This window comes from Nocardia sp. NPDC055165 (genome assembly GCF_053606985.1).
This window is the reverse complement of sequence record NZ_JBSGSS010000012.1, coordinates 184,922-211,063: the sequence shown is the minus strand read 5'-3', so window position 1 is coordinate 211,063 and position 26,142 is coordinate 184,922. Positions and strand designations below refer to the sequence as shown.

Genomic DNA, 26,142 nt, shown 5'->3' with positions numbered 1-26,142 from the left:
GGCCGACCCCTACGGAGTCCTATATGCTCCAGCCGGGAAAGCGGCAGTGTGCGGCATTGAGTCAGGAGATCGTAAAAGATGGTGATGAGCCACGGCACCATCGTCGGCGGGTACCGCGTGCAGCGGGTACTCGGTGCCGGCGGCATGGGCACGGTTTACCTGGCCAAACATCCCAGCCTGCCGCGGATGGACGCCCTGAAGGTGCTCAGCGCCGAACTCAGCCGCGACCCCGAGTTCCGTGCCCGCTTCGAGCGCGAGGCCAATCTCGCCGCCGGCCTCGACCACAACAACATCGTCTCGGTCTACAACCGCGGTGAAGAGCACGGCCAGCTGTGGATCGCCATGCAGTACGTGGACGGCACCGACGCCGCTGCCGAACTGGCCCGCGACCCGCACTCCATGACGCCGCTGCGCGCCCTTCGCATCACCAGCGAGGTGGGCAAGGGCCTGGACTACGCCCACCGCCGCGGCCTGCTGCACCGCGACGTCAAGCCCGCCAACTTCCTGCTGTCGAGCAGCGACGGCGAAGAGGAACGCGTCCTGCTCACCGACTTCGGTGTCGCGAAGTCCACCGACGACGCCACCGAACTCACTCAGACCGGCAGCTTCCTCGCCACCATCGCCTACGCCCCGCCGGAACAACTCAGCGGCGCCGTCCTCGACCACCGCGCCGACATCTACAGCCTCGCCTGCGCCTTCTACAAACTCCTGACCGGCCAAAACCCTTATCCCGCAGCCCAACCCGCCATGGTCATGATGGGCCACCTCCACGAGCCCCCACCCCAGGCAACCCGAGTCCGCCCCGGCCTCCCCCACGCCATCGACCACGTCTTCGCCCGCGCGATGGCCAAAAACCCCGCCGAACGTTTCGCCACCTGCCGCGAATTCACCGATGCCGCATCGAACGCGCTGACCCCGGGCTTCAACCCCACCGGCCACAACACTTCACCGACTTACCCGATCCAGGTGATGCCGCCCCGCGAGCACACCGATCCGCGGGCCGCGGTATCGCTGCACGGACTCACAGCATCCACACCGACCGCTCCCAGCAAGACCAAGCGCGCGGTAGTGATCGGCGCAGCAATCGCGCTCGTCGTCGGAATCGGCACCGGAGTCGGCATTTGGGCCGCGGGCGGATCCGACCCAACGCCCGGCACCACCACCAGCACATCGGCCTCTGCCCTGCCGCCGATCGAGCAGGAACGCAAGGACAATCCGCAGTTCGCAGGTAAGACTGTCACGCTCCTCAATGTCACGCAGCAACCGAACAAATTCGGAATCTATTTTACCGGCAGCCCGCAGACACAGTTTTTGGAAAAACTCGGTTTCGTCTACAACTTCAAGTACACGAATACCGAAGGGATTCCGTCACCCAAAGAGGTCTCGGACAGCTCGAGTGCGCTCGAAGCACCTGACGACAGCTACGTCATCGTGCTCCGTAGCGACGAGAAGGCCGGTGGCGGTGGGCTTCTCGGTCTCCCGTACGGAATAACCAGCTCACGCGCAATTGTCGTCCCTATCGATGATCCCAGCACGGTATCCGCCATGCGGAATTGGTCATCCGAATCCGAGGCACTGATGATCAGCAAGCTGGTTCCTGTCCTCAAATCAAAGATTAGATAGAGAAATTCGAAAAACTACCAACGGGGGGACGCTTTGCGTTCTGAATTGACATCACCAAATGCATCAAGAAAACGAGCGTACAGAGCGGCATTAAGCGCGACAGTTTCTATCGCATGCCTGTTGGCGACAGGCTGCGGGGGCGAAGCAAGCCCGGCCGGCCCGGTGGCCGCTCCAGAGGTACAGGTCGACCTGAGTAAGCTCGAAATGGGAAACTACCCGAGCAAACCGACCCCCTTGGGAATGGCTGAAACCGACGACGAGGCAGCACTGGTCGAAGCGCGACGCATTGCCGAGGCCATGCCCCTGCCTACAGAGATCGACCCAGCGCTGAATTTCACAAACCGATTCAACCAGAGTCGTACGTTCACAGATGTATCGCACTACCCATTGTCACGGGATCTGCTCATGAGCCGCGAAGATTTCAATACCTTCGCACCTGGGTTCATATCCGGCTATTACAGCGAGGGGCGATCTGACTTCAATGGAAATCTCTCCTGGACATTGAACAACTATGCCCTTCTGTTTACTGACGCCGAGACGGCCAAAAATGCCGTACCATCCTTGGGCGCCAAGCACCAGGAAATTCTCGGGGCAAACTACCAAGGCACCCGGCTATCGCGATTTCCTGAAGCTCATGCCGTGTGGACCTCACGATACGATGCAATCTACGTGTGGCATTCAGTAGGTCAATTCTTGGTACTGACCGTTGTCAGAGACAATCTCAGTGATCAGATCGGAACCGACGACCTACCCGGGATGCAGTCCAAGGCAGAGAAGGTCATCGCGGCTATCCAGCCCAGTTTGTCGAAATTCACACCGACTCCGCGCGATAAATGGAGCACGCTGGACCGCGATGTCGACGGGATTCTTGCCATGACAGTCCCTGCTACCAACGACTCTGTAACTGACGGTGCCACGATCCCTACTGCATATCAGAAGCATGGCGCATTGCAGGTCTCGCTAAATATCACTGAAGACCAGCGACTGTTCGATGAAACAGGCGTTGACGTGGCCGCTTTCAACGGCGGGGAATTGTATCGGACCAAGAACACAGAGTCCGCACAACTACTGGAGAAGCGACGGGGCGAACGCGGCCGCATGTTCATTGTGGCACCGAGCCCACCAGGTCTGCCGTCTGCCAAATGTCACGAAAATCGTGAAAAATTCCGCGGTGTCAACCCGCGGTTCTACTGCACCATCACCTTCGGTAGATATGCGGCCCAGATATCCGCAAACCAACTAACCGATGCACATCAGCGAATTTCGGCCCAGTACTCGCTATTGGCGAACTCCAAATAATAGCCAGACGGAAGCGAGGACAGACCATGCGCAAACATATTGCTAAAGTTGCGGTCGCAGCTGTTATTTCGTCGATTTTGGCATCAGGCTGCGGATCGAACGTCGACGGAACGGCGATCGCAGGCGAAATCGATGTCCGAACCTTGGATGTAGGAAAGTACCAGACGCTCCCGGTCAGCGCTTATTATCAGTATAAGCACGGCTACAAGTACGGCCAGGAACTAGCAGCTATGCGCCTGGCCGACCATCTCGTACTCGGCACCGATGTTGATCCGAGCCTGAAGTACGGGGCCTGGGGTTCGTTTACATCCGAAACCTTGTTGAGCGAGTTCAGCGATACGGTGAAGCCATCACTCAAAGAGCATCGGCTGCTTTACGGATTCAGTACCGGGAGCACCGATAAAGAACACTTCGGCACATTTGCCCTATCGCCCGGCGATGACGTCCTGGCAGATACTCAGCGTTCACTCAAACCGACATATTTCGGAATGCGTGTAATGCAATTTCCGGACGAGGATGCCGCAAGACGCGCGGCCGAATCGATCGGGGTCCTCGACTTCCAGGTAGCCGCTGACCAGAATCAGAAGCTGACAATCGACAAGTACCCGGCTGCCCACGCGCATTGGCGCCCCGGAATACCGAGCATGGCCGCGAATATCGCGCGAGGCAGTTACGTCGTGAGCCTGCAGGTGGGTCTGCCGTCAGCTGATCTGCCGCAATTGAAGGAACTGGCCGGCCGAGTCCTGGATGCCCAGTTGCCACGGCTCGACAAGTTGCCGGCGCTCACGCCGATGGAAATACTGATGCTCGAACACGATCCTGCCCATGTATTGGAACGTGCGTTGAACCGCGAACAGCTGGGCGGGCCGGAAGATACGCGGTCGGCATCGTACGGCCTCCAGGGTTTCCTGCAGGTACAACGTGCGGAGCAGGAACACCGGGGTCTGTACGAGGAGACCGGCGTCGATCACATCGGGATCGGATGGGACGCAAATGTTTTCCGGGCACGAGACTCTTCTGCCGCGGAGAAGTTCCAGGCCGGGATGTTCGAGGGCCCGCGATTCGGCCCGGCGAACTCGCCCACCGAGGTGCCCGCTACCAACTGCATCGAGAACAAGGTCACCTCCAGTGACATCAAGCGGTTCTCCTGCTCGGTGCGTTACCGGCAGTATGTCGGGCTCGTCAGCAGCCACCAGATCAATGACGCGCATCAGCGTGCGGCCGCGCAGTATGCCGTCTTCGCCAACGCCCAGTAGCTGACGTTGCACACATACCCCTGTCCGACAACAGCGGCGGGAGTGGGGTGTGCAGACAGCGCCGCGATCGGTATGGTGATACGCGAAGTGCCGCTGGCCTTGTGACTCGGGCTGTGGCAGGGGAAGGAGGGGGAAAGCTTCGCGGACACGTAGGCCTCGTGTCGCCAGGGCGACGGCGGAGCCATGAATCCGCAGGTACAGCAGGGTGGACATCGGCGTCATCCCGGGGGCCGAAAAAAATCTCGGAAGATGTGGGAACCGATCCACCCTGGCTCGCGTCCAATCATATGAACGGGTCGACCGGAGCAGTTGCTCCCGACTCCCAGTACAGCAAATCGGAAGGAAGACACCATGGCGGGTCAGCTCAGTGCCAGTGCAACCGAAATTGACAATTTCGTGAAGACCTCCGAGTCCAAGCACCAGGATCTGCTTACCGCGATCCAGGCGCTGAAGACGCTGGAGGACCAGACCACCGCAACGTGGAGTGGTGGCGCCCGCGCAGCGTTCGACTCCTTCATGGAGCGTTACTACTTCCAGGCCGACAAGCTCAACGACAAGCTCCTCGAGACCTGCGAGAACCTGCGTAACGCCGGTAAGTCCTACGACGAGCAGGACCACGACTTCGCCTCGCAGGTGAAGGCCCAGGTCAGCTCGCTCGACCTCCCCGCTCTCTGATCCGACCCCACCACACTTAGTAAGGAGCCATCGATGGCAGGCAACGACGTCACGCGGATTTCCGCTAACTTCGGCGAGGTCGAGGCCGGTGCTCAGCGCATCGTCCAGGATGCCCGCGGCATCATGACCATGCTGGAGGACTTCCACAAGCAGGTCACCGACTTCGTCACCAACAACTGGGCTGGTGACGCGAACGATGCGTTCACTCAGCTGCAGGCGCAGTGGAACACCCACGTGCAGCAGCTCAACACCACCCTCGAAGGTGCCGGCACGCTGGTCCAGTCCGGCAACTCGGACCTCAAGGGCACCGACACCGCTCTCGCGGGTCTGTTCTGATCCCAGCACCATACAAGTCAGGCCCCGGCTCACAGCCGGGGCCTGACTTGTTTCAGGACCAGTTGTCCTAGAATCCAGCGCGCTCGAGGTATTTCAAGGCAGCGTCTTTGTCCTTGAATCCTGACATCACCGTGTACAGCTTCGTCGCCGTGTTGAAGGTTTCCACGGTGGCCCCGCCACCCGGGATCGTGTCATCGATGCGGAACTTCTTCTCGCCCTTGTCCATCAGCCATTCCGGGTGCTGGCTGCTCCACTGACGGAGCAGTTTGTCCGGGTTGGTGTCGATCCAGGCGATCGGGTAGCGGTCGATATCGACGGCTGTTCTGAGGAGGCCAACCGTCAAGCTGTTCTTGGCGGGCACCGTGAAGACCACTCGGACCGCGTACGGGTCGTTGCCGATCGGGGCCTTCTCGGTGATGTTGTTGACGGCGACGACTTCGCGCAGGGGCGCGGGCAACGCTTCGAGGACGATCTTGGCATCGGCCGAAACAGGTTGCGGGGCCGCCTTGGTCGTCGTCGGTGCGGGCTTGGAGGTGCTCTTCGCAGCGGTGGGCGCCGCGGGCGCTTCCTGGACCGACGATGGGGGCGCTGCGACCGTTCCCGCTTCGTCGTCGCCTCCGCCGGCGAAAGCGACAGCGCCGACCACCAGCACACCGATGACGACAACAGCGCCGCCGACCAGCACAAGAGGCGATTTCCACCACGGGTTCTGCTGCGGCGGTTGGGGCCATCCCTGCTGCGGTGGTTGACCCCAACCCTGTTGCGGGTGGGGCTGACCGCCCGGCTGCGGATGCGAGCCGTACTGCGGCGGCTGCATCGGCGGATACGGCTGCTGACCGGCATACTGCTGCGGCGCACCCTGACCGGGTGCCCAACCCGGACCTTGCTGCGGCGGTGGATAAGTCATGGTTTCCCCTCCCGATTCACAGGCCGCGCGCGATACACAGGCGACCCGCTGCGAGCGTACTTGCGCACGCCGTCGAACCCGAATCGAGGCAATCCGCTACTGCCCGCTGATCCGCACACCGCTGAGGATCGTGTCCAGATCTGAGCGGTAGCGGGGGACGTTGGTGATGGGGGTTTGGGTGGTTATTTGGATGGGGTAGAACTTGTCGCCCACCGGGTAGGCGAACTCCAGGTAGTCGTGGTGGGAGTTGGCGGTGGTTCCGGCGGTGAGGTGGGCGGGGGTGCCGCAGATCCGCACCTCTTCGGAACGTGTTCGGTGCCAGTCGGATTCGTGGGGGCGCAGGATCTGAAGGGTGTTACTCGCGGCGTCGGCGGTATTCGCGGGGCTGAAGGTGGTGACGGTGACCGTGGCCATGCCGAAGGGCGGGTCGGCGCCTTCGATGGTCTCGAAACGGTGGAGGACGAGACCACCACCTTCGACCGGCTGGGTCGACCAGCCCGGGAGTTGGGGGGCATGGATGGTGAAGCCGGCGGTGTTGGCCGCGGTAGCCGAAGGAACGTCCGTCGGGCACGAGGGCGTGCTGGAGGTCGACAGGTCGGCCGGGGTACATGCCAGCGTGCAGGACGCCAGGAGCGCAGCGAAGAGGATGCGGCTCATGGCCCGACGTGGACGCCTCCGACGACCTGCTCGCAGGCGGACATCACACCGGCCCAACCATTTTCGGCGTACTGGCAGCCGATGCTGACCTGGACTCCGCGTTCGACGAGGACCTGCCAGCGAACCGTTGACCCGTCGGCGGGACGCTCTTCGTAGGAGAGTCCGGGGCGGCCGGCGAAGACTACGTCTCGGCGCACCGGGGTGACGGTGCCTGCGGGCTTTTTGGCGATTTGGGCGCTGAGGTCGGCGGCGACCTCGTCGTAGCCTGCACCGGAGGTGACCGGCTTCTGGGTGATGGTGATGCGGTGGCGGGCCGCCTCGTCGGGGACGAGGTCGGCGCGGGCCTCGGTGGCCGTGGTGCGGTGCCAGCCCGCAGGGATCTCGATGACGACTCGGCCGACCGTCTCGGTGGTGGGTTTCGGCTTCGGCTTCGCCGATGTGGGCTGGGGTGCTTCGCTCGTCACTACGGGGGCCGATGTGGTCGCGACGGCGGCCGTGGCCGGTTGGTCGCCGGATCCGAACAGGAAGAAGCCACCGATCGCTGCCGCGGCGACGACAGCGGCGAGAGCCGCGGCGCCGATGTAGAGCGGGCGGCGATCGACCGGGTTGGTCGCCGCGGCACGTTCACGCAGGGGCTGCATCCACTCGGCCGCGGGCGGGATGTTCGGCGTGTAGGCGGGGGTCTTCTGAGTAGGTCGCGCCAGGTCTGTTCCGGTGAGCGGGCTGACAGGAACGCCTGCGCCGCACGCACTTTCGACTGCGGCGGTGACCGAGGCCAGTACCGCCGGATCGGTGGCGCCGAACACCTGGACGACGTCGGCGGGGCGATCGGCGAGCAGGCGGCCGAGAAGTGCCGTGAGCCGGCCGAAGCCTTCCTCGTCGGCGAGTTCCGAGGCCGCCAGGTTCGGTTCGACCTCGACCGCCTCGACGTGGGTGCCGTACGTGTCGTAGGTGACCGACGAAGCCGAGGTCGACAGCATGCCGAACTCGATGATCGCGGTGCGGCGGCTACGACTGGCGGTGACATCGACGGCCGAGGCCCGCAGGGCACAGGCCTCGAACGCCACCTCGTGGGTGAATTGCTGTGCGGCGGTGCCGAACAGATCGAGTTCGGGTTGCCCCCACGAGGTGGGATGCACGACGACGATCTGCTCACACAGCGGCGTCACCCGCAGAGTGTCCATGATCGCCGCGAGCAGCGCGGACAGGGCTTGGCCCACCGTCGGCATCCGAGGTGGCAGCGCGAGTACACCGCCGGCGAGGTACTGCACCACCGACACCGCCTGGGTGGGCGGGGTCAGCGGCTCACCGACGACGAGATCGGAACCGTTGCTGCCCAAGACAACCGACGGCGCGACATCCCAGTGGGTGGTGGCGCCACGCGCCCACACTTTGGCTTCGCTGACAACGAGCTCGACGACGGTCATTCCGGTTGCGGCATCCAGGCGGTCTGGACCAGGCCCTCGGTATTACGCGTGACGAAGGTGCCACGCCCGGTGGGCTTGGGGCCGGGACGGGTGGTACCGACCATGACGCCTTCGTCTTTGCTGCAGCTCATCACCAGCGCGGCCGAACCGAGGTCCTTCATCCGGGCCAGCGTCGCCTCGTACATGGCGCGGCTGGCTCCGCCGGAGCGGCGAGCGATGATCAGGTGGAAGCCGAGGTCGCGAGCGTGCGGCAGATGCTCGACGAGCGCCGAGACCGGGTTGCCCGACGAGGTGGCCACCAGGTCGTAGTCGTCGACGAGCACATACAGCTCGGGACCGGTCCACCACGAACGCTCACGCAACTGCTGTGGCGTCACCTCGGGACCGGGGGTTCGCTTGGCGACATACGCCGCGAGGTCGGCCATGTTCTGGGTGAATTGCGGTGCGGTGGAACCGTATCCGGCCTGGTAACCCTCGGGGATGATGCCCAGCATCGAGCGGCGGTAGTCGCCGACGATGAACCGTGCCTCATTCGGGGTGTTCGACGCGGCGATGCCCTCGATGATCGAGCGCAACAGCGTGGTCTTACCGGACTCGGAGTCGCCGATGATGATGAAGTGCGGGCTTTCCGCGAAATCGATGTAGACCGGAGCGAGCTCGGCCTCGTTGATACCGATCGGGATTCGCAGGCACTTGGTCGCCGGATCGACCCGCGAGGGCCAGTTGCCCGCCAGGTACAGCAGCTGTTCGCGGGGCAGCTGATCGGGCAGCATGCGGACCTGCGGCGCGGGACGGCCCGGTGTCATCCGGGCGATCGTCTCGACTGCGGACGACACCGCTTGGCCCAGATTGGACGGGTCGGCGGAGCCGTCGATCCGCGGCAGCGCGGTGAGCATGTGCAGGCACTCGGCGGTCATACCGCGGCCGGGGCGACCCTGCGGAACCAGCGACGCGAACTTGCGGCCGAGGTCGGAATCCATCGGATCGCCGAGGCGCAGCTCGATGCGGGTGCCGATCTGGTCCTTGAGCGCGGGGCGGGCTTCCGCCCAGCGGGCGAGCGCGATCACCACGTGCACGCCATACGAAAGACCCTGCACCGCAAGGTTCATGATGACCTGCTCGAGCGCGTCGAAGTCCTGGCGGATCGAGCCGTAGCCATCGATCACCAGGAACACGTCACCGAACGGATCCTCGTGCGCGCCCTGGGCAGCCGGGCTCGACGCCGGGTCCATCGAACGCAGACGACGGAACTCGACCATCGACTCGATGCCGAGCTGACGGAACTTCGCCTCACGGGTGCGAACGATCGTGGTCATCTCGGCGACGGTGCGCCGGACCTGATCCTCGTCGAGGCGGCTTGCCACCGAACCTACGTGCGGCAGACCCTGCAGGCTGGTCAACGTGCCACCACCGAAGTCGAGGCAGTAGAACTGCACCTGCTCGGCGGTGTGGGTCAACGCCATCGCCATGATCATCGAACGCAGGGCGGTCGACTTACCCGACTGGGGACCGCCGACGATCGCGACATTGCCTCGCGAACCGGACAGGTCGACCACGAACGGGTCGCGGCGCTGATCGTAGGGGCGGTCGACGATGCCCATGGGGGCACGCAGGGTGGCGATCGCGGCGAATTCGCCGGTGAGGATCGAGCGCGGCACGAGCTGATCCATGGTCGGCGCTTCCTCGAGCGGCGGCAACCAGATCTCGTGGGCAGGTCGGCCGTGGCCCGAGATGCGCGAGACCAGCATGTTCAGGTTCGACATCTGCTCGTTGTCGTCGCCGACCGGCTCCGGCTCGAACTCGGCCTCCACCGGCAGCGGAACCCGGTCCGCGGCACGGAAGCCGACGTGGGTCGCCGCGAAAGGCCGGGCGTTGACGTCGATCTCGCCGCCGACGATGCCGGCGCTGGTGACCTCGCGCGCCGATCCACCACCGACATACGGACCCGACACGTACGAGGCCTGGAAGCGCTGGATCTCACCCGAGTCGGACTTCAGGTAACCGCCACCGGGGGTGCTCGGCAGGTTGTAGGCGTCGGGGACGCCGAGGACCTGGCGGGACTCGTTGGCGGAGAAGGTCTTCAGGCCGATGCGGTAGGACAGGTGCGATTCCAGGCCCTTGAGCTTGCCCTCTTCCAGACGCTGCGAGGCGAGCAGGAGGTGGACCTGCAGCGAGCGGCCCAGGCGGCCGATCATCACGAACAGTTCGGCGAAGTCGGGGTGCTGGGTGAGCAGTTCGGAGAACTCGTCGAGCACGACGAACAGCGCGGGCAGCGGGTCGAGGTCGGCACCTGCGGCGCGGGCCTTCTCGTATTCGGAGACGTTGGCGAAGTTACCGGCCTGGCGCAGGACTTCCTGGCGGCGGTTCATCTCGCCCGCCAGCGCGTCCTTCATACGGTCGACGAGGTCGGCTTCGTCCTCGAGGTTGGTGATCACCGCGGCGACGTGCGGAACGCCGTCCAGGCCGAGGAACGTCGCACCACCCTTGAAGTCGACGAGGACCAAGTTGAGCTGGTCGGGCGAGTGGGTGGCGAGCAGGCTGAGCACCAGGGTGCGCAGGAATTCCGACTTACCGGAACCGGTCGCGCCGATGCACAGGCCGTGCGGGCCCATGCCGTTCTCGGCGGCTTCCTTGATGTCGAGCTCCACCGGTGCACCGTCGGCGCCGATGCCGAACGGCACGCGCAGACGCTCGCGGCCGTAGCGGGGACGCCAGGCGCTGGCCGGGTTGAAGTTGCCGATATCGCCCAGGTTCATCAGCTGCGACCAGGTGGAGATGGTCTCGGTCTCGTCGGTCTCGACATCGCTGCTGCGCTGGGTGGCCGCACGGTAGGGCGCGAGCCTGCGGGCCAGCTGCTGGGCCTGCTCGGCGCTGACCCGGTCGATGGTGGCGAAGCGTTCCTGGTTGCCGGTGGCGCCGCGGCCGAGGCACTCACCGTCTTCGACGACCATCTTGATGCCGCGCGAAACAGCAAGGCGCGGTGCGTAATTGCACAGGTCGATGATGGTGACGCCCTCGTACCCGGACTCACGCAGCTGGTCGTCCTCGGCCTCGAGCAGGCCACCGTCGACGACGATCACCACGTGCACCATGTTCGGGTTGTTCGGCTGGTTACGTGAGTAGCGGACCCGGTTGCCGAGCAGCGGATGCAGGCCGCTCATCGCCTCGCGGATGGAGCCGTAGAACATGCGCTGGGTGCCGATGCCGTCCTGGGAATCGGGGTGCTGGGTGTGCGGGAGCCACTTGGTCCACTCCCACTCGCGGGCGGTGTCCGGGCCACAGACCACGGCGACGAGCACCTGGTCGGGCGCCTGGAACATGCACAGCTGCAACAACATCGCGCGCGTCATGTCGCGCGCTTGGGCGCGGTCGCCGTCGAGGGCGACGGTGCCGAAGCCCTTCACCGCGATGGCGGTGGGCAGGTCGGGAACCGTGGAATGCGCGCGCACGAAACGGCGCAGCGACACCGCGGCGATGGGCTCCAGCTCTTCGACGGGGCCGGTTTCGGGGGCTACCAGCCTGGTCGCCAGGCGCTGGCCGCCGAGGCCGATGCGCGCGTGGCAGAAATCCTTGTCGCCGGAGCGGCGCTCCCACATCCGGCTGGTGCCCGCGAGCATCCAGATCAGGCCGGGCTCGGGGTGGCTCCACTCGACGGCGGCGCGCTGCTGCTTGGCGGTCTCGTCGACGTCTTTACGGACCTGATCGAGGTAGCGCAGATAGTCCTTGCGGTCCTCGTTGGCTTCGGCGGCCTTGGCGCCCTTGCCACCACCCTGTCCGAACATGGTGACCATCGACATGATCATCATCATCGGGAACATCATCGACATCGGGTTGGACAGCATGCCGCTGCCCTGGGTGAACATCAGCGCCATCATGCCGACCATGCCGACGACCATGACGACGGGCATCAGCTTCGCGAGCAGGTTGCCCGGGGTGATCCGCGGGATCTCCGGCGGCGGCTGCAGCGTGACCTCGCCGCCGGGTGTACGCGGCATCTCGCGCCGGGCACGGCGCTGGAACCTGACGGTGCTCATGGTCGAAGACTCCCCCTGCTTGACTACTCGCTCATCTGTCGTCGCGACGGGCTCAGTGTAGAGGTCGCGGCCGACATGTCGTATGGTTCGTCAGGCATTCTGCTGTCCGAACGGTGGGTTCCGCAAACTGTCGACCGTGTGAGCGGTCGAGCGGAAACACGAGGTAGAGACGGAACTGGGGGAGTTTTGACGCACGCGCGACTCGATCATGTGGAAGAGGACTCCGCGCGCGGCATCGTGCGCGCGCCGGACCTTGCCCGAGTAACCATCCTGGCCAAGCACACGCAGGTAGACATGGCTATTCCGGTGGATGTGCCGGTCGCCCTCGTCATCCCCAGCGTGGTCGACATGGTCGCGCAGCACAGCCGCTCGAATGATTTCGACAACGACGGCGAACGCTACGAACCCGCCGAATGGGTACTCGCCCGCATCGGCCACCCCCCGTTCTCGAACTCGCTGAGCCTCGGCGAACAAGGCGTACGCGACGGCGAACTGCTGATGCTGGAGAGCGCCTCGCACGCGGCGCCGACGCCCCTGTTCGACGACATCATGTACAACGTCGCGGTCGCCGACGCCGAGCACTACCGCAGCTGGACGCCGAAGACCGCCCGCGTCACCGGTTCGGTGCTCGCCGCGCTCACCATGCTGGTCGGCTGCTTCGGCCTGCTGGCCGCGCCGGATGCGTTGCCGTTCTGGGTTTCCGGGTCGCTCGCATTGTTCGTCGCGATCCTCTGCGTGGTGGCGGGCACGGTGCTGAGCCGCATGTACCGCGACGCCTCGGCCGCGCTCGTGCTCGCCGGGTGTGCGCTGCCGACCGCGTTCACCGGCGGCATGCTGCTGGTGCCCGATCACTACGGGGCGGCGCATCTGCTGCTCGGATTCGCGCTGCTCGGTTCCATCGCGGTACTCGCCTGGCGCGTCACCGGCATCGGCCTCGCGCTGTTCATCGGCGCGGCGACCGTCTCGGTGTTCGGCGTGCCCGCGGCCCTGGTGGGGCTGCTCGCCGATCAGCCGGTCAAGGCGATCGGCGCGGTCGTCGCCGCGCTCGGTCTGGCCGGACTCTCACTCGCTCCGCGTGTTTCGATGCTGCTGGCCAAATTGCCGTTGCCGCCGGTCCCCTCCCCCGGCACCCCGATCGATCCGACCGAGGACGATCCGGACGACCACCGCGCCCTGCCGACCCTCGACGCCCTGCGGGCGCGGTCGGAACGGGCCCGTAACTACCTCGCCGGCCTGGTCAGCGCGACCACGCTGGTCACCGTCGCCGGCGCGCTGCTGGCGACCGACGTGGGCTCCGAAGATCCCTACTGGCCCGGCATCTCGCTCGCGCTGGTGTGCGCGGTGGTACTGATGTTCCGCAGCCGCACCTACGCGGGCGCCGAACAGGCCATCGTGCTGATCGCGGGTGGCTCGTCGATCGTGCTGATCATGCTGGTCGGCGTCGCGCTCGAAATGCGCCAGCCGCTGGTCGTTTTCGGTGCCGCGCTGGTGATTCTGATCTCGGCGCTGGTGATGGGCCTGATCGTGCCGAACCAGTCCGCGACGCCGCCGATGCGCCGGGCCGTCGAACTGCTCGAGTACGCGTTCGTCGCCGCGGTGCTGCCGCTGGTGTTCTGGGTCGCCGATCTCTACTCGCTGGTTCGCGGGCTGTGAGGCTCGGCTTTCGACTGACGGCCGTTGCTCTTGTCGTCGGTCTGAACGCCGGATTCGGTCTCTACGGCACAGCGCACGCGGACCGGCCGCCGGCCATCGATCCCGGACTGCTGCCCGCGGGAGATCCCGCTGCGCCGCCGGACAAGACCGAGCGCGGCAGCGGTACCAACGGACTGTGCTTTCGCACCCAGGCAAGTACCGCGACGGCGGTGATTCCTCCCAGCCAGCGTTCCCTCGATCTGGAGCGGGCGTGGGAATTCTCGCGTGGCGCAGGACAACTCGTCGCGGTGATCGACACCGGCGTGGAACCCCATCCCCGACTGCCCGATCTGTGGGCGGGCGGTGACTACGTGGCCGCGGGCGGCAACGGGACCGAGGACTGCGACGTGCACGGCACCGTTGTCGCCGGGATCATCGGCGCGACCAAGATCGACAACCAGGGTTTCTCCGGTGTCGCGCCCGAGGCCCGCATCCTCAGCATTCGCCAGACCAGCTCCCTCTATCAGTCCGAGGGCGCGGGCCGGAACAAGGGGCCCGACGATTTCCCCGAGGGCTACGGCAAGGTCTCCTCACTCGCGAGCGCGATCCGGCGGGCGGCCGACTTCGGCGCCCGCGTGATCAACATCTCGCTCGTCGCCTGCAACAGCGGTTCCCCGGCCAACGAAGCGGCGTTCGGCGCGCTCGGCGCGGCCGTGCGGTACGCGGCGCTGGAGAAGGACGTGGTGATCGTCAGCTCGGCGGGTAACTCCGACAACGCCTGCAAGTCGGGCAATCCCGGGCCGGACCCGCTCAAGCCCGCACAGGATCTGTGGAGCACGATCCGCACCTATGTGAATCCCGCCTGGTACGACGAATATGTGCTCTCGGTCGGCTCCATCGGCGCCAACGGCGCACCGTCGTCGTTCACCGTGCCCGGTCCATGGGTCGGCATTGCCGCACCGGGAGAAGGCATTACGTCCCTCGATGCCAGGACCGCCGGCATCTCCGACGGCAAGTACGACAACCAGGGCAAGTACATGGCCTACAGCGGAACAAGTTTCGCTTCGCCGTACGTCGCAGGCGTCGCCGCGCTGGTGCGCGACAGGTTCCCGGACCTGACCGCCAAGCAGGTCATCCAGCGGTTGCAGGCCACGGCCCACGCACCGGCAGAGGGCTGGAATCCGTACATCGGTTACGGCGCAGTGGATCCCGTCGCGGCGCTGACCAACGAAGTGCCGAGGGAACTTCCGCCGAAGCAGGCCAGCCCGGCGCGCAGCCTGCAGCTCGCGGTGCCCGCACCGCCGCCGCCCGCGGACAACACCGCGCGCAACGTGGCGCTGATCGGTTCCGGCGCCATCGGCCTGATCCTGGTCCTCGGCGTCCTGGCGTCGTTCCCGATCCGGCGCAAATTCGGGATGTCGGCCGACGATCTCTGACCTGCTCGACCAAAGAGCAGGGTACGGTCGGCGGGCCAGAGCCCGTCGACCCAGGTAGCCGCATGAATTCGTCAACAACCGACCGTCCACTCACCCGCAGGCAGCGGTGGGAGCGCGCGACCAATCTGCCGTTGATGGCGCTCGCGGTGGTGTTCGTCGTCATGTACGCGTGGCGGGTGCTCGACACCGATGTGTCACCGCGCCTCGATACCGGTCTCGTGCTGGCCGATATCGCGATCTGGGCGGTGTTCTTCGTCGATTTCGTGGTCAGATTGCGGCTCTCGGGCGACCGGTTGCGCTTCCTCCGCAAGCATCCTCTCGACCTGCTGGTCGTGCTCGTGCCGCCGTTTCGCCCGCTGCGGCTGCTCCGTGCTTCGCTGCTGCTGCTCGACGCCCTCAACCGCGCGACGCATCCGCGCACCCGCCTGGTGACCTTCGTGGCCACCAGTTCCCTGCTGATCCTGTTGCTGTCGAGTCTGGCCTTCTTCGACGCCGAATACGGCGCACCCGACTCCAAGATCGAGACCTTCGGCGACGCACTGTGGTGGTCGGCGGTCTCGGTGACCACGGTCGGCTACGGCGACGTCTACCCGGTGACCACCGAGGGCAGGCTGGTCTCGCTGGTCCTGATGACGCTGGGCATCGGCCTGATCTCGTTCGCCATCGGCACCATGACCACCTGGGTCGTCGAACAGCTCAAGACCGTGGACGCCGCCGCCGACCGCGCGGAGAACATGCTCCGCGACCTGGTCGACGAGGTCAAAGCCCTGCGGACCGAGGTCGCCGAACTCCGCGCGGATTCCGCGAAGCAGGCGACCCCGCCCGGCTAGCTCACTTCACTTCGGCGACAGGCTTCTTGGCGGGCGAGGGATCCGGCGCGACACCGTCGTGCGCCACCATCGCCTCTTCCCGACCCATCGTGGGGGGTGCTTCCCGATCTCCTACTGCGAACGGCCGGTGAGACCGAGAAATGGGCCAAGGGCCGGGCCCAGTCAGCACCGGACACTCCGCAGGGCCCCGCACCGAGGTGTTGCGGGGCCTGAGCTGTCGGCAGATCAGTAGAACGTTGCCGCGATGTGCCCCGCCGGATTGTCCCAGTCAGGGCGGTGATTACCTGCGGAGTTCCACTCGCAGTTGGCCGCCGTCGGGCGTTGTTGCTGCGACCTCCAGTCCTGGCACTCCTCCACGGTGGGGAACGAGCAAGCAATCACCCGCACGTTCTCATTGGTGAAACATGGGCCGCTCGCCGTGAATGCCGATGCTGCGCCAGCACCAAAACCCGCTCCGGCTATCAGCGTTGCCGCGCCGAGTACGCCCGTGGCCAGGCACCCCATGAACTTGCTACGTGTACGCAATGTAACCCCTCCTCAATATTGAACACGGTGATGCCCCTCGGGATTCGCTGCTCGAGCGAACCCCGAATCATATGGAGCGTCACTGGGTTTGACGCAAGCGGGCTCGATTCGGTTCCCTCACTTTGGGGGGTTACTTGACCGAGGCGACCGGTTTGGGAGCCGGTGACAGGTCCGGCGCCACACCGTCATGGGCAACCATGGCCTCCTCACGCCCGAGGCTCGGCCCGCCGGCCAGCAGACCGATGATCGGCCACGGCGCAGGTTCGGCCTTGACTTCCTCGAGGCCGAGGGCCTTGACCGCGTCGGCGTTCTTGATGCCGAAGCGGACGCCGGTGTCGGCGATGTAGAACAGGCTGTCCTTGCGACGGCTGTTCGGCTCGATGCCGGTGGACTGCACGTACGCGCCGGAGGCAGGCGGGATGAAGACCGTGTCGGCGTTGGGGCCCGCACCGTCGGCTTGCGCAAGGTCGACCATCTTCGCCTTGTCCGGGATCGGCAGGTCGATGCCGGTCAGCAGGGTCAGTTCGGCGCGGGCGGTGGCGTCGGCGTTGTCGGTGGCGCCGGCGATCGGCTTCCACGACATGCAGCTGACGGGCTGATCCTTGGCGGTGATCAACGTCGGCCGATCGCGCGGGTAGTCCTGCACCTTCAGCGTCTCCACATGCGGCGCGAAGGTGTAGTCAGTGGACTGAATCGTGGTGCCGTTCATCATCGTCGGATAGAAGTTTCGGATGATCTGCGCGGTCATCGTCGAAATCGACTGCAGACCTTCCTGCAGCACTACGAAGTTCTGATTCGGCTCGTTGAAGACCTGGACCACATCACCGATCTTGTGCCCGCTCACACTGTAAGACGGTGTGCCACCGGGATTGCTGATGGTCGGCGTGATCAACGGCAACACTTCAGGAATCGCGTTCAGCAGGCCCTCGCCGATCGGGCGCGGCGTCGTTCCTCCGACGCCGAGCGCCAGAGTGACCGCGGGATCGTCCATCTTCACGCGAGCACGCTTGCCGTCGTAGACCAGATAGGTCGCGTCCTTGCCCTTCACAAGCATGGCCTTACCGTCTTCGACCTTCGACGCCTTGGCGCCCAGACTCGGGTCACCGGCCAGCACCGACGTGGTCAGATCGGCGCTGCCGTCGGACTTGAGCCGATCGCACACCGTCCACGCCCGGCCCTTGCCGCCCTTGTCGTAGAGGATCGACGACGGGGCGCCCGGAATACCGATCAGCTGACCGCGGGGCTTCTTCCCGAGCTCGGACTCCTTGACAATCGCCGCCTTGGACGCCTCACCGGCCGCCAACCGGGCCGAGGCCAGGTTCAGCGCGGGATGCACCACATTGTCGACGACCACGTAGACGCCGCCGGATTCCTTGGCGATAAGAATCTTGCTGTCGCCGATCTTGTCCTGCGGGCGCAGCAGCGCGAGCACGCCACAACCTGCGAGGACCACGATGCCGAGCACCAGTCCGACCACGTAGGCACGGGTCTGCGCGCGCATCGGGTCGTGCAGCATGCGCACGTCCCGGCGCACCAGGGCGTGCTCCATTCGCCGCACCAGGAAGCGGTATCCGCTGACCTGCCAGCGCGTTGTGGGTTTTGAAGGCATGGTTCCTCCCCCGAACAGTGCTCTCGTCCGGGCAACACAGTACAGTTCCCGGCAGCAGTTGTTCGCATTCGGCCATCGGCCGATCGACAAATGGGTACCTGGGGGAGGAACGAATGGCTGAGTTCACCGGGGCGGGACCGCGCCCGCTGTTCGGTCGGATTTCGCTGCCGCACCTACTCATTGCGCAGGTCCTCGGCCTGATCGCGGGGGTTGTCGCGCTGATCTGCCGCATCGATGCGCTGATGTCGCTCGCCATCGCCGTCGTGGTGGCACTGGTGCCGCTGATCCCGATCGGCAAGCGCACGATCCTCGATTGGATCTCGACCATCCGCCGGTATTCCGCCAAGCGCGACTACACACTCGGCGACACCGTCGACTTCCGTGACACCGACGGGCGCTCGCTCGGCCTGTACTGGGACGGCAGCCGCGTGGTCACCGTGGTCGAGGTGCTGCCGCCGCGCGGCGGGCTGACCCGTATCGCGCGCACCGCCGTGCACGCCTCACACCTGTTGCCGCTGCCCGAACTGGCCGCGTGCCTCAACCAGCACGACATCCTGCTCAGCGGGATCGACATCATCAGCCACGGTCACCGCAGCCGGTCCGGCACCCCCGCGGGCGCGATCTACGAATCGCTGCTCGGCCCGCTGCCCGCGACCGCGCACCGCACAGTGTGGCTCGCGATCAGCTTCGACGCGGTGGCCTGCCCGGACGCGACGGCTCGTCGTGGTGGCGGCACCGACGGCGCTTCCCGCTCGGTCACCATCGCCACCCAGCGGATCATGCGCACGCTCGAAGACGCCGACTGCAACGCACGCATCCTCACCGCCCCCGAGATCCGCAAGGCCGTACAGCAGATCACCGCGGGTCTCGATCCGCGCACACTGAGTCAGCGGTGGAAGTACGCCGAGATCGGCAACGCGGTGAACATCGGCAGTGCGGTGGATCCCAAGCAGCTGGGTTCGGATCTGCTCGCCCAGCTGTGGGTAGCGCCGTCGCGGGGTACGACGGTCGCTGTGCGGTTGCGTCCCGGTAGCGACGCCGAATCCGTGAGTGTCGGCGCCGCATGGCGATTGACCGCGCGCGAGCTGCCCGAGAAGACCAAGTCCAAGGGCATGGTGTCGATGAGCGGACGCCATCGCGACGCACTGCTGGCGCACCTGCCGATCGCGGTGCCCGGTGTCGACGACACGATCCCGACCATCGAGTACCCGATCGACGTCATCGGCGCGCTGCACCTTCCGTCGTCGGGTTGCGGGCAGCTGCTGGGCTCCGACGACGAGGGCAACGGCGTCGCCACCAGGATCGTCGGCGCCGGTATCTCCACCGTGTACGTCGCCGGTGAGCTGTATCTGGCCCAGCAGTTGGTGTTCCGCGCGCTCGCTGTCGGCGAGCGGGTGCTGGTGCGCACCGACCGGGCGCAGGCCTGGGAGCAGTTGGTGACCACCGTCGGCAATCCGGAGCGGCTGACCATCGCCGTCGAAACACACCAGTCCGACGCGGGTTTCACCGCGACGGTGGTGGACGGTGTACTCGCGCCCGCCCCGCACGCCGGTGTCACCACGATCTACCTCACCGGTGATCCGAACGGCTGGCCCGCTTCTCGCCCCGACCTGGAGATCTTCCAGCCGGGAGCGATCGGCAACCGCGTGGTGCTGCGTACGGGAACAACCAGGGTGAACCTCACACTGGTGTCGATTCCGCGCGAGTCGACCTACATCGGCCAGCCGCGTGGTCAGCGCGCGATGGCGTCGGCCTGACCGGTTCGCCGTAGCTCGCGTCACCACGCGGGCGATGCCACCGCCGACTCAGCCCGGATAGGGTTCCACCGTGCGGGCTGCCCGCAAAGTCGTTCCCCACCAGGCCAATTGGTTCAACATGCGATCGCAAGCGTCGATCGCGGCGTCGTCGTCGGTCATGCCGGTCTTGTCGAAGCGGCGTTTGGCCTGGGCGAAACTCACCGATTCGCGCACCGAGACCATGTGCAGTTCCGCGACCACCTGACGCAACTGCTCGACCGCGCGCAACCCACCCGACAACCCGCCGTAGGACACGAACCCGATCGGCTTGGCCCGCCACTCGTGCTTGGCGCTGTCGAGCGCGGTCTTCAGCGAAGCCGGATACCCGTGGTTGTACTCGGAGGTGACGGCGACGAACGCGTCCGCACCGGCCAACCTGGCCCGGAACGCCTCGACCTCCGGCGTCTCGGTGAGGTCCACCGGCAACGCCAGATCCCGCAGATCGAGCACCCCCACCTCGAATTCCGGCCGCTCCCCCAGCGCGGTGACCAGCCAGCCCGCCACCACGGGCGCGAATCGTTCGGGCCGGGTGCTGGCGACGATGATCTCCAACCGCAGCGGTGCATTCATGCCGCCGAGCTTATCGACCCCGAAATGCCCCGGTACCGGAGCCGCTGACCGGCTCGTGCACGATAGGGCGGTCGGTTTCGTTCATGGGGCGCAGGGGGTCGCACGTGTGATTATCGGACGTTGGCAGTTGGTGGAGACGTTGGGGACGTCGCGGGATTGGTCGATGTTGACCGCGGGTACCGCGCCGCGCGAGTGGGCCTCGTATCAGCGGGCCGTTCCGGCCCGGTTGCAGCCGTTGATCGCGGCCGCACACGAGACCGGGACGCCGGTGGAGCAGATGTTGCCGAAGTCGCGCAACCCCTGGTCGGAGTTGCGATTTCGGGCCGTGCCGGTGCTGTGGCCGGACTCGTCCGTACATGCGGTGAAGGTGTGGGTGGGGCCGGAGGTCCCGGCCGACGAGCTTCGCGTGGCCCCGTTCCAGGTCGACGCGTACGCCCGCGTGGTCCGCACTCATCCCGCCGGGCTCGGACCCCACTTCGGTTCGGCCCCGGTCGAATACAGCGGTGCCGAGCCGTTCGAGCGGATCGAGCGTTTCGATCGCGCGCTGGAATTCGTTGCCACGCTGTACCGTTCGGAACCTCGGAGCCGATGGTCGGGCGTCGCCACCGTGCATTCGGCGATCGGCCCGCGTTCGCTGCTGGTGGCCGCGCGCAACGGCGACGCCGGGCAGCGGTTCACGTGGCGCGGGGTGTCCGTCGATGTCACCGACAGTATTGCCCCACAGAACAAGTCGTTCGAGGCCGCGACGCTCGAATTGCTGCGCGAGTCCCAGCCGGGCCTGTACCTGGTCATCGTCGACACCGCCCAGGTGCGCGCCGTGCGCTGGGTCACCGAGCCGGTGCCGGGGCTGACATGGCGCGGAGTCGACGAGCGAACCGTCCCGCATCCCGAGGACCGGCCCAGAATCGCCGCCCTGCGGGCCGAGGTGCTGGCAGGTGCCACGCGCGCCGGGTTGAGCGGGTTGCGGCTGGCCGCCGAGGCGGGTGGCTGGCTCACCGTCGACGTCGAGGTGTCACCGCTGCCCGGCGGCGGCGCGGCGCCTGCTTTCCTGCTCGCTCAGGTGCAGGTCACCGCGCAGCCGGGGTGATCAGGGCAGTTCGAAGGGCAGCGACACCCCGGCGTGCACGCGGCAGCGTTCGCAGGTGCCGGTGTCGTCGACCGCGGTGACCGCGCGTCGCATGAGCTCTTTGAAAGGTCCGAGGTTCTTCTTGAATTCGGCGAACACATCGACGGCGTGCACACCGTCGCCCTCTTCCAGACCGGCATCCAAGTCGGTGACGAGAGCGACTGCCGCGTAGCACATTTCGAGTTCGCGAGCGAGAACAGCCTCGGGATGACCGGTCATGTTGACCAGGTCCCAGCCCTGCCCGGCGAACCAGCGGCTCTCGGCGCGGGTCGAGAAGCGCGGGCCCTGAACGACGACCATCGTGCCGGAATCCTCGACCCGAAGGTCACCGGCGGACTTCACCGCGGCGGCGCGCAGATCATCGCAGTAGGGATCGGCGAAGGAGACGTGGACACCGCCGCCGTCGAAGTAGGTCTGCGGGCGACCCGAGGTCCGATCGACGAGCTGATCCGGCACCGCCACGGTGCCGGGACCCCAATCGGCGCGCAGGCTGCCGACCGCGCACGGCGCGAACACCCGGCGCACCCCGAGCGAACGCAGCGCCCACATATTCGCCTGGTAGGGCAGGGTGTGCGGCGCGAACTCGTGCTGCTTGCCGTGCCGGGGCAGGAAGGCGACGGCGCGGCCCTCGACCTCCCCGATCGCGACCGGCGCACTCGGCGCGCCATACGGTGTGTCGACCTCGACGTGCACCGCGTCGTGGTCGAAGAAGTCATAGAAACCGCTGCCGCCGATGACGGCGAGTGCGGGCCGGGGAAGCGAACTCATAGCGCCGATTCTTCCGCCCGGGCCGACCGCGCGCAGCACCGGGGACCTGTCATCTGACATTTCGACCGCGGAACTGTACCCTAGGGGGGTATTAGTTCGCCACGCGAGCTACCAGGCAGGCGAGGAGACCACGGTGACAACACCCACCCCCGACACCGCGACCGGCGACGAGCACGCGGGCCACGCAGGCCACGGCTACATCACCGCCAAGGACGACTACCTCAAGCGACTGCGCCGCATCGAAGGTCAGTCGCGCGGCCTCCAGCGGATGGTCGAAGAGGAAAAGTACTGCATCGACATCCTCACCCAGGTCTCCGCCATGACCAAGGCACTACAGGCCGTCGCGATGGGGCTGCTCGAGGATCACATCTCACACTGCGTCGTCGACGCGGCGATCGCCGGTGGACCCGAGGCCGAAGCCAAGATCAAAGAGGCCACCGACGCCATCGCCCGGTTGGTCAGGTCCTGACCGGCCCACGAAATCACCAGTGAGCCCGCGCGCCGAACTGTTCACCGCGACCACGATGTCGTCGCCGACCTGGTGATACACGGTGAATCCGAAGAACGCGGCGACGTGGACCTGCTCCCGCCACAGGTCCACGCGCCGGTCCGGGCACACATGGTCGGCTCCCCCCAGGACGCCGACCCAGCCCAGTTCGGTGTGGTAAACCGCCGACGGCGCCACACCGTCGGCGAAGACTTCACGTTCCAGTGGCGTCACTGGAACTCCGACCCCCGGTCGACCGGCTTCAGCCATCGCCACCACGACGAGCTGTGCCCCCACCGGCCCCGGCATCCTCGATGAAGCCGATCGTCTGCGCGAGGACCGCGGGCAGATGCAGCCACGTAGGCTCGGCCTGCACCGCTACCGCCCTGATCCGAATCGGCATCGCGATCGCTCCTCGTACCGCACTGGTCCAACGAAATCCAGTGTGCTGCGAGAACGATCGTGTCGGCAGTCCTCCCGCGCCAAGCCTCTGACAATCAGTGCCACGTTGATCAGCCGATGTGTGACTGCCGATATTCGCCGGGCGTCATCCCGGTTTCCTGCTGGAACACCCGATAGAAGTGCCGTTCGGAGGCGAATCCCGAGGCGTAGGCGACCGCTGCGGGCGGGTGGCTTCTCGTGCGGGCCAGCAGCTTGCGCGCATGCATGATCCGCAATCTGCGCAGGGTGGTGCTGAGGCTGTCGCCAGTGCCGTCGAAGATTCGGAACAGCGTGCGGCGCGAGATGTGACAGGCCGCGGCCACCTCGTCGACGGTCAATTCCGGGTCGGTGCACCGCTTTCGGAGGTAGACCATGACGTGTTCGCGACTGAGTGCGTCGGCAGGGGCCTCGACAGGTTCGCTCCCCGCGGCGAGCAGCACCGCCGAGCCGAGGAGGTCGAGCGCACTCCTGGCCAGGATGTCGGCCTGTGCGGGCGATTGCGCGCGAACCCGGGCGAGCTCACGAAAGTAGGTGGCCACCACACCCGCCGGGCTGTCCGGAGCAATCGCGGTGGCGGTCGGTATGCGGACCTCGGCGAGACCCGGCTGCAGGCGGAGCAGTCGCGTGGGCACTCGCACGAGCACCTGCTCGTAGGACACGCTGTCGTGCCAGAGCGAGGGCCGCGCGGTGTCGAGGAACGTCATTTCGCCCGGCTTCAGTAGCACCGAGCGGCCGTCTTGGGTGAGCCGGGCATGACCGGCGACCTGAATGCTGACAAGCAGGAATTCCTCGTCGGCACACGCCACATGCGTCTTGGTGCGCCGGAATTCCTGATTCCCACCCGCGAGCGCGGTCAGCGAGAAGTCGGCGACACCGGGCAAGGCACTGCTGGTGAGCCTGCCGAACGTGGGCGCGTCCAATGTGGGATCGAGCGCGAGTGGGAAATACGTCTTCGTCATCAACGCCTCCCACTGCTCGAACTCCGCACTGCGCGGTGTCTGCGCCGAGAACTCCAGCGTCGTCGTTTCGTTCGCCACAGGCGACCTCCGGAAACGAGAATCGGGTGCTGCCGTCAGTGCGGCATCGCCCAGAAGAATACCCCCGCTCCGCGCCTCGAATGCAATTGCAAATGTACTTACATTCGGTCTTGACCAGGTAAAACCTCTCTGCGCAAGCCTCTTTCAGCACGCTCCGGTACGAGGGCCGCGGACAGCACCCGACACACGTGCGCGCGGTGTACCGGAAGACGTGACCGGGCCGTGTTAACTGGTGGTTGCCAGCAGGATGCTCGTCGACGCGCCACCGGGAGGACACGTCCATGTCTGCCGAATCCGCCGTCCTGTCCGTGCGCTCCGAGGACGGCCGCTCGTTCGTCGTCGAGAACGCCGCGGCCAGCCCCTTCCCCGCCGGATCCCTGATCGTGGTCAGTTGCGCGGGGCGCAGGCAGCTCGGGCTGGTCGAGGAGCGCACGGCGACCGTGCCCGTCGGGCTGCGGGGCAGGTTGATCGGCGAACTCACCGATGACGGGATCGACACCAGAGCCAGTCACGCCTTCGACGGCGGGGAGATCGGCCCCGCCGATCGCGACACCGTCGCCGCGCTCCACCACACCACCGGCGCCGAGCTCGAGGTCGGCGTGAGCCTGTCGGCGCCCGGCGGCCCCGCCCGACTGCTCCCCACCCGTTTCAACCGGCACACGTTCTGGTGTGGACAGAGCGGTTCCGGCAAGACCTACGCTCTCGGCGTGGTCCTCGAGCAGCTGATCGCGTACACCGCGCTGCCGATCGTCATCTTCGACCCGAATTCCGATTTCGTCCGCATCGGCGAGGTGATCCCCGGCGCCACCGGCCCCACCGCGCAGGCCCTGCGCCAGCGCGATATCCGCGTCCTGCGACCGAAATCCGAACCACCCGGTCGCCTGCGGGCGAAGTTCATCGACATGCCCTTGACCTCGAAGGCCGCTGTGCTGCAGCTGGATCCGGTGGCCGACAGGGAGGAGTTCAACGAACTGATCCATCTGGCATCGGCGATGTCCGGCGAAATCCACGATGTACTGGACAACCTGCGCGCTGTCGAGAACACGGCTCGCCGCCGGCTCGCGATGCGCGTGGAGAATCTGGGACTGCTCGACTGGGAGGTCTGGGCGGGAGCCGACCAGGCGGTCACCGAGATCGTCGCCGATCGCCCCGATGTGACAGTCCTGGATCTCGGCGGATTCTCCACGCCCGCACAGCAACTCGTCGTCGCCCTGTCGCTGCTCGACGATCTGTGGGGCCAAGCGCGAGGAACGCCGCCCGGTTCTGCTGGTGATCGACGAAGCGCACAACCTCGCCTCACCCCGACTCGAATCGCCGGTGGCCGTCGCGGTGCGCGAGCGGTTGATCCAGATCGCCGCCGAGGGGCGCAAATTCGGCCTGTGGTTGCTGCTGTCGACACAGCGGCCGTCAAAGGTGCACCCCGGCATCATCTCTCAGTGCGACAACCTCGCCTTGATGAAGATGACCTCCCCCTCCGACCTGGAGGAACTCGGCACCTACTTCGGCTACGCGCCGAGCGGCCTGCTCGCCCAGGCGCCCTGGTTCCGGCAGGGTGAGGCGTTGCTGGCGGGCGGATTCGTCCCGACGCCCGCACTGGCCAAGGTGAACGCCCGGCTTACCCGTGAAGCGGGCGCCGATGTCTCGGTGCCGCTGCGATGACCGCCGGCTTCG

Annotated in this window: 22 protein-coding genes; 13 read left to right on the top strand and 9 right to left on the bottom strand. The window is 66.1% G+C overall.

Annotated features, from left to right (window positions below; all coding sequences use genetic code 11):
• Positions 1-84 precede the first annotated feature (84 nt).
• The 5 genes from ACWFRF_RS24320 (at position 85) to ACWFRF_RS24300 (ending at position 5,189) form a co-directional block, all read left to right on the top strand.
• On the top strand, positions 85-1,623 hold the full coding sequence (locus ACWFRF_RS24320) for a serine/threonine protein kinase (RefSeq protein ID WP_452452394.1): 1,539 nt from the start codon (positions 85-87) through the stop codon (positions 1,621-1,623).
• Between the two features lie 240 nt (positions 1,624-1,863).
• The gene (locus ACWFRF_RS24315) at positions 1,864-2,922 is read left to right on the top strand and encodes a DUF7373 family lipoprotein (protein ID WP_452452392.1); all 1,059 of its coding nucleotides are present in this window, start codon (positions 1,864-1,866) and stop codon (positions 2,920-2,922) included.
• Between the two features lie 26 nt (positions 2,923-2,948).
• On the top strand, positions 2,949-4,178 hold the full coding sequence (locus ACWFRF_RS24310) for a DUF7373 family lipoprotein (RefSeq protein WP_452452391.1): 1,230 nt from the start codon (positions 2,949-2,951) through the stop codon (positions 4,176-4,178).
• 351 nt (positions 4,179-4,529) lie between these two features.
• Positions 4,530-4,853: a WXG100 family type VII secretion target gene (locus ACWFRF_RS24305; RefSeq protein ID WP_378661991.1), complete on the top strand. Its 324-nt coding sequence runs from the start codon at positions 4,530-4,532 to the stop codon at positions 4,851-4,853.
• Positions 4,854-4,886: 33 nt separating this feature from the next.
• The gene (locus ACWFRF_RS24300) at positions 4,887-5,189 is read left to right on the top strand and encodes a WXG100 family type VII secretion target (RefSeq protein ID WP_452452390.1); all 303 of its coding nucleotides are present in this window, start codon (positions 4,887-4,889) and stop codon (positions 5,187-5,189) included.
• Between the two features lie 67 nt (positions 5,190-5,256).
• On the opposite strand, the gene ACWFRF_RS24295 is transcribed toward ACWFRF_RS24300, so the two are convergent.
• The 4 genes from ACWFRF_RS24295 to eccCa form a co-directional block, all read right to left on the bottom strand.
• Complete coding sequence (locus ACWFRF_RS24295) at positions 5,257-6,096, bottom strand: hypothetical protein (RefSeq protein WP_449969599.1); 840 nt, start codon at positions 6,094-6,096, stop codon at positions 5,257-5,259.
• Between the two features lie 96 nt (positions 6,097-6,192).
• A complete protein-coding gene (locus ACWFRF_RS24290; protein ID WP_452452389.1) occupies positions 6,193-6,753 on the bottom strand; it encodes a hypothetical protein in 561 nt (186 codons plus the stop codon).
• Positions 6,750-8,180: a type VII secretion-associated protein gene (locus ACWFRF_RS24285; RefSeq protein ID WP_379313914.1), complete on the bottom strand. Its 1,431-nt coding sequence runs from the start codon at positions 8,178-8,180 to the stop codon at positions 6,750-6,752. Before ACWFRF_RS24285 ends, ACWFRF_RS24290 begins: the two co-directional genes overlap by 4 nt.
• Positions 8,177-12,214, bottom strand: coding sequence for a type VII secretion protein EccCa (gene eccCa / locus ACWFRF_RS24280; protein ID WP_452452387.1), 4,038 nt, complete (start codon positions 12,212-12,214; stop codon positions 8,177-8,179). The genes ACWFRF_RS24285 and eccCa overlap by 4 nt, the downstream gene beginning before the upstream one ends.
• Before the next feature lie 186 nt (positions 12,215-12,400).
• Here eccCa and eccD point away from each other — a divergent pair, with 186 nt between their 5' ends.
• The 3 genes from eccD to ACWFRF_RS24265 all read left to right on the top strand — a co-directional run bounded on the left by eccD (position 12,401) and on the right by ACWFRF_RS24265 (position 16,112).
• Positions 12,401-13,867, top strand: coding sequence for a type VII secretion integral membrane protein EccD (gene eccD / locus ACWFRF_RS24275; protein WP_452452385.1), 1,467 nt, complete (start codon positions 12,401-12,403; stop codon positions 13,865-13,867).
• Positions 13,864-15,282, top strand: a complete 1,419-nt coding sequence (mycP, locus tag ACWFRF_RS24270; protein ID WP_378993601.1) for a type VII secretion-associated serine protease mycosin — start codon at positions 13,864-13,866, stop codon at positions 15,280-15,282. The genes eccD and mycP overlap by 4 nt, the downstream gene beginning before the upstream one ends.
• Before the next feature lie 62 nt (positions 15,283-15,344).
• Positions 15,345-16,112 carry a potassium channel family protein gene (locus ACWFRF_RS24265; protein WP_379317615.1) on the top strand — a complete coding sequence of 256 codons (768 nt, stop codon included), beginning with the start codon at positions 15,345-15,347 and terminating at the stop codon, positions 16,110-16,112.
• Between the two features lie 655 nt (positions 16,113-16,767).
• Here the strand turns inward: ACWFRF_RS24265 and eccB are convergent.
• Positions 16,768-18,246 (bottom strand): type VII secretion protein EccB, encoded by a 1,479-nt coding sequence (eccB, locus tag ACWFRF_RS24260; RefSeq protein ID WP_452452383.1) that lies wholly within the window; start codon positions 18,244-18,246, stop codon positions 16,768-16,770.
• A gap of 113 nt (positions 18,247-18,359) precedes the next feature.
• Between eccB and eccE the strand changes: the two genes are divergently transcribed.
• Positions 18,360-20,003, top strand: coding sequence for a type VII secretion protein EccE (gene eccE / locus ACWFRF_RS24255; protein ID WP_378993604.1), 1,644 nt, complete (start codon positions 18,360-18,362; stop codon positions 20,001-20,003).
• Between the two features lie 48 nt (positions 20,004-20,051).
• Here the strand turns inward: eccE and ACWFRF_RS24250 are convergent, their stop codons facing one another.
• Entirely contained in the window at positions 20,052-20,612 is a 561-nt protein-coding gene (locus tag ACWFRF_RS24250; RefSeq protein WP_379220350.1) for an NADPH-dependent FMN reductase, read from the bottom strand.
• A gap of 55 nt (positions 20,613-20,667) precedes the next feature.
• On the opposite strand from ACWFRF_RS24250, the gene ACWFRF_RS24245 reads away from it, so the two are divergent.
• On the top strand, positions 20,668-21,699 hold the full coding sequence (locus ACWFRF_RS24245) for a GAF domain-containing protein (RefSeq protein WP_452452381.1): 1,032 nt from the start codon (positions 20,668-20,670) through the stop codon (positions 21,697-21,699).
• On the opposite strand, the gene ACWFRF_RS24240 is transcribed toward ACWFRF_RS24245, so the two are convergent.
• On the bottom strand, positions 21,700-22,506 hold the full coding sequence (locus ACWFRF_RS24240) for an S-methyl-5'-thioadenosine phosphorylase (protein ID WP_378993607.1): 807 nt from the start codon (positions 22,504-22,506) through the stop codon (positions 21,700-21,702).
• 133 nt (positions 22,507-22,639) lie between these two features.
• On the opposite strand from ACWFRF_RS24240, the gene ACWFRF_RS24235 reads away from it, so the two are divergent.
• Entirely contained in the window at positions 22,640-22,975 is a 336-nt protein-coding gene (locus ACWFRF_RS24235; protein ID WP_378993608.1) for a metal-sensitive transcriptional regulator, read from the top strand.
• A gap of 280 nt (positions 22,976-23,255) precedes the next feature.
• Here ACWFRF_RS24235 and ACWFRF_RS24230 read toward each other — a convergent pair whose 3' ends face one another.
• Both ACWFRF_RS24230 and ACWFRF_RS24225 read right to left on the bottom strand, forming a co-directional pair.
• Positions 23,256-23,396 carry a hypothetical protein gene (locus tag ACWFRF_RS24230; RefSeq protein ID WP_452452379.1) on the bottom strand — a complete coding sequence of 47 codons (141 nt, stop codon included), beginning with the start codon at positions 23,394-23,396 and terminating at the stop codon, positions 23,256-23,258.
• A 109-nt stretch (positions 23,397-23,505) separates the two neighbouring features.
• Complete coding sequence (locus tag ACWFRF_RS24225; RefSeq protein WP_379315901.1) at positions 23,506-24,471, bottom strand: helix-turn-helix domain-containing protein; 966 nt, start codon at positions 24,469-24,471, stop codon at positions 23,506-23,508.
• A gap of 281 nt (positions 24,472-24,752) precedes the next feature.
• On the opposite strand from ACWFRF_RS24225, the gene ACWFRF_RS24220 reads away from it, so the two are divergent.
• Together ACWFRF_RS24220 and ACWFRF_RS24215 are read left to right on the top strand one after the other, a co-directional pair.
• Positions 24,753-26,027, top strand: coding sequence for a helicase HerA domain-containing protein (locus ACWFRF_RS24220; protein ID WP_452452378.1), 1,275 nt, complete (start codon positions 24,753-24,755; stop codon positions 26,025-26,027).
• Positions 25,933-26,130 carry a hypothetical protein gene (locus ACWFRF_RS24215; protein ID WP_452452376.1) on the top strand — a complete coding sequence of 66 codons (198 nt, stop codon included), beginning with the start codon at positions 25,933-25,935 and terminating at the stop codon, positions 26,128-26,130. Before ACWFRF_RS24220 ends, ACWFRF_RS24215 begins: the two co-directional genes overlap by 95 nt.
• The last annotated feature ends 12 nt before the right edge of the window (positions 26,131-26,142 follow it).

Excerpts from the sequence above, each read along its gene's own strand:
- ACWFRF_RS24320 (WP_452452394.1), top strand. The coding sequence starts at position 85 with ATGAGCCACGGCACCATCGTCGGCGGGTACCGCGTGCAGCGGGTACTC.
- ACWFRF_RS24315 (WP_452452392.1), top strand. The coding sequence starts at position 1,864 with ATGGCTGAAACCGACGACGAGGCAGCACTGGTCGAAGCGCGACGCATT.
- ACWFRF_RS24310 (WP_452452391.1), top strand. The coding sequence starts at position 2,949 with ATGCGCAAACATATTGCTAAAGTTGCGGTCGCAGCTGTTATTTCGTCG.
- ACWFRF_RS24305 (WP_378661991.1), top strand. The coding sequence starts at position 4,530 with ATGGCGGGTCAGCTCAGTGCCAGTGCAACCGAAATTGACAATTTCGTG.
- ACWFRF_RS24300 (WP_452452390.1), top strand. The coding sequence starts at position 4,887 with ATGGCAGGCAACGACGTCACGCGGATTTCCGCTAACTTCGGCGAGGTC.
- ACWFRF_RS24295 (WP_449969599.1), bottom strand. The coding sequence starts at position 6,096 with ATGACTTATCCACCGCCGCAGCAAGGTCCGGGTTGGGCACCCGGTCAG.
- ACWFRF_RS24290 (WP_452452389.1), bottom strand. The coding sequence starts at position 6,753 with ATGAGCCGCATCCTCTTCGCTGCGCTCCTGGCGTCCTGCACGCTGGCA.
- ACWFRF_RS24285 (WP_379313914.1), bottom strand. The coding sequence starts at position 8,180 with ATGACCGTCGTCGAGCTCGTTGTCAGCGAAGCCAAAGTGTGGGCGCGT.
- eccCa (WP_452452387.1), bottom strand. The coding sequence starts at position 12,214 with ATGAGCACCGTCAGGTTCCAGCGCCGTGCCCGGCGCGAGATGCCGCGT.
- ACWFRF_RS24265 (WP_379317615.1), top strand. The coding sequence starts at position 15,345 with ATGAATTCGTCAACAACCGACCGTCCACTCACCCGCAGGCAGCGGTGG.
- eccB (WP_452452383.1), bottom strand. The coding sequence starts at position 18,246 with ATGCCTTCAAAACCCACAACGCGCTGGCAGGTCAGCGGATACCGCTTC.
- eccE (WP_378993604.1), top strand. The coding sequence starts at position 18,360 with ATGGCTGAGTTCACCGGGGCGGGACCGCGCCCGCTGTTCGGTCGGATT.
- ACWFRF_RS24250 (WP_379220350.1), bottom strand. The coding sequence starts at position 20,612 with ATGAATGCACCGCTGCGGTTGGAGATCATCGTCGCCAGCACCCGGCCC.
- ACWFRF_RS24240 (WP_378993607.1), bottom strand. The coding sequence starts at position 22,506 with ATGAGTTCGCTTCCCCGGCCCGCACTCGCCGTCATCGGCGGCAGCGGT.
- ACWFRF_RS24230 (WP_452452379.1), bottom strand. The coding sequence starts at position 23,396 with ATGCCGATTCGGATCAGGGCGGTAGCGGTGCAGGCCGAGCCTACGTGG.
- ACWFRF_RS24220 (WP_452452378.1), top strand. The coding sequence starts at position 24,753 with ATGTCTGCCGAATCCGCCGTCCTGTCCGTGCGCTCCGAGGACGGCCGC.
- ACWFRF_RS24215 (WP_452452376.1), top strand. The coding sequence starts at position 25,933 with ATGACCTCCCCCTCCGACCTGGAGGAACTCGGCACCTACTTCGGCTAC.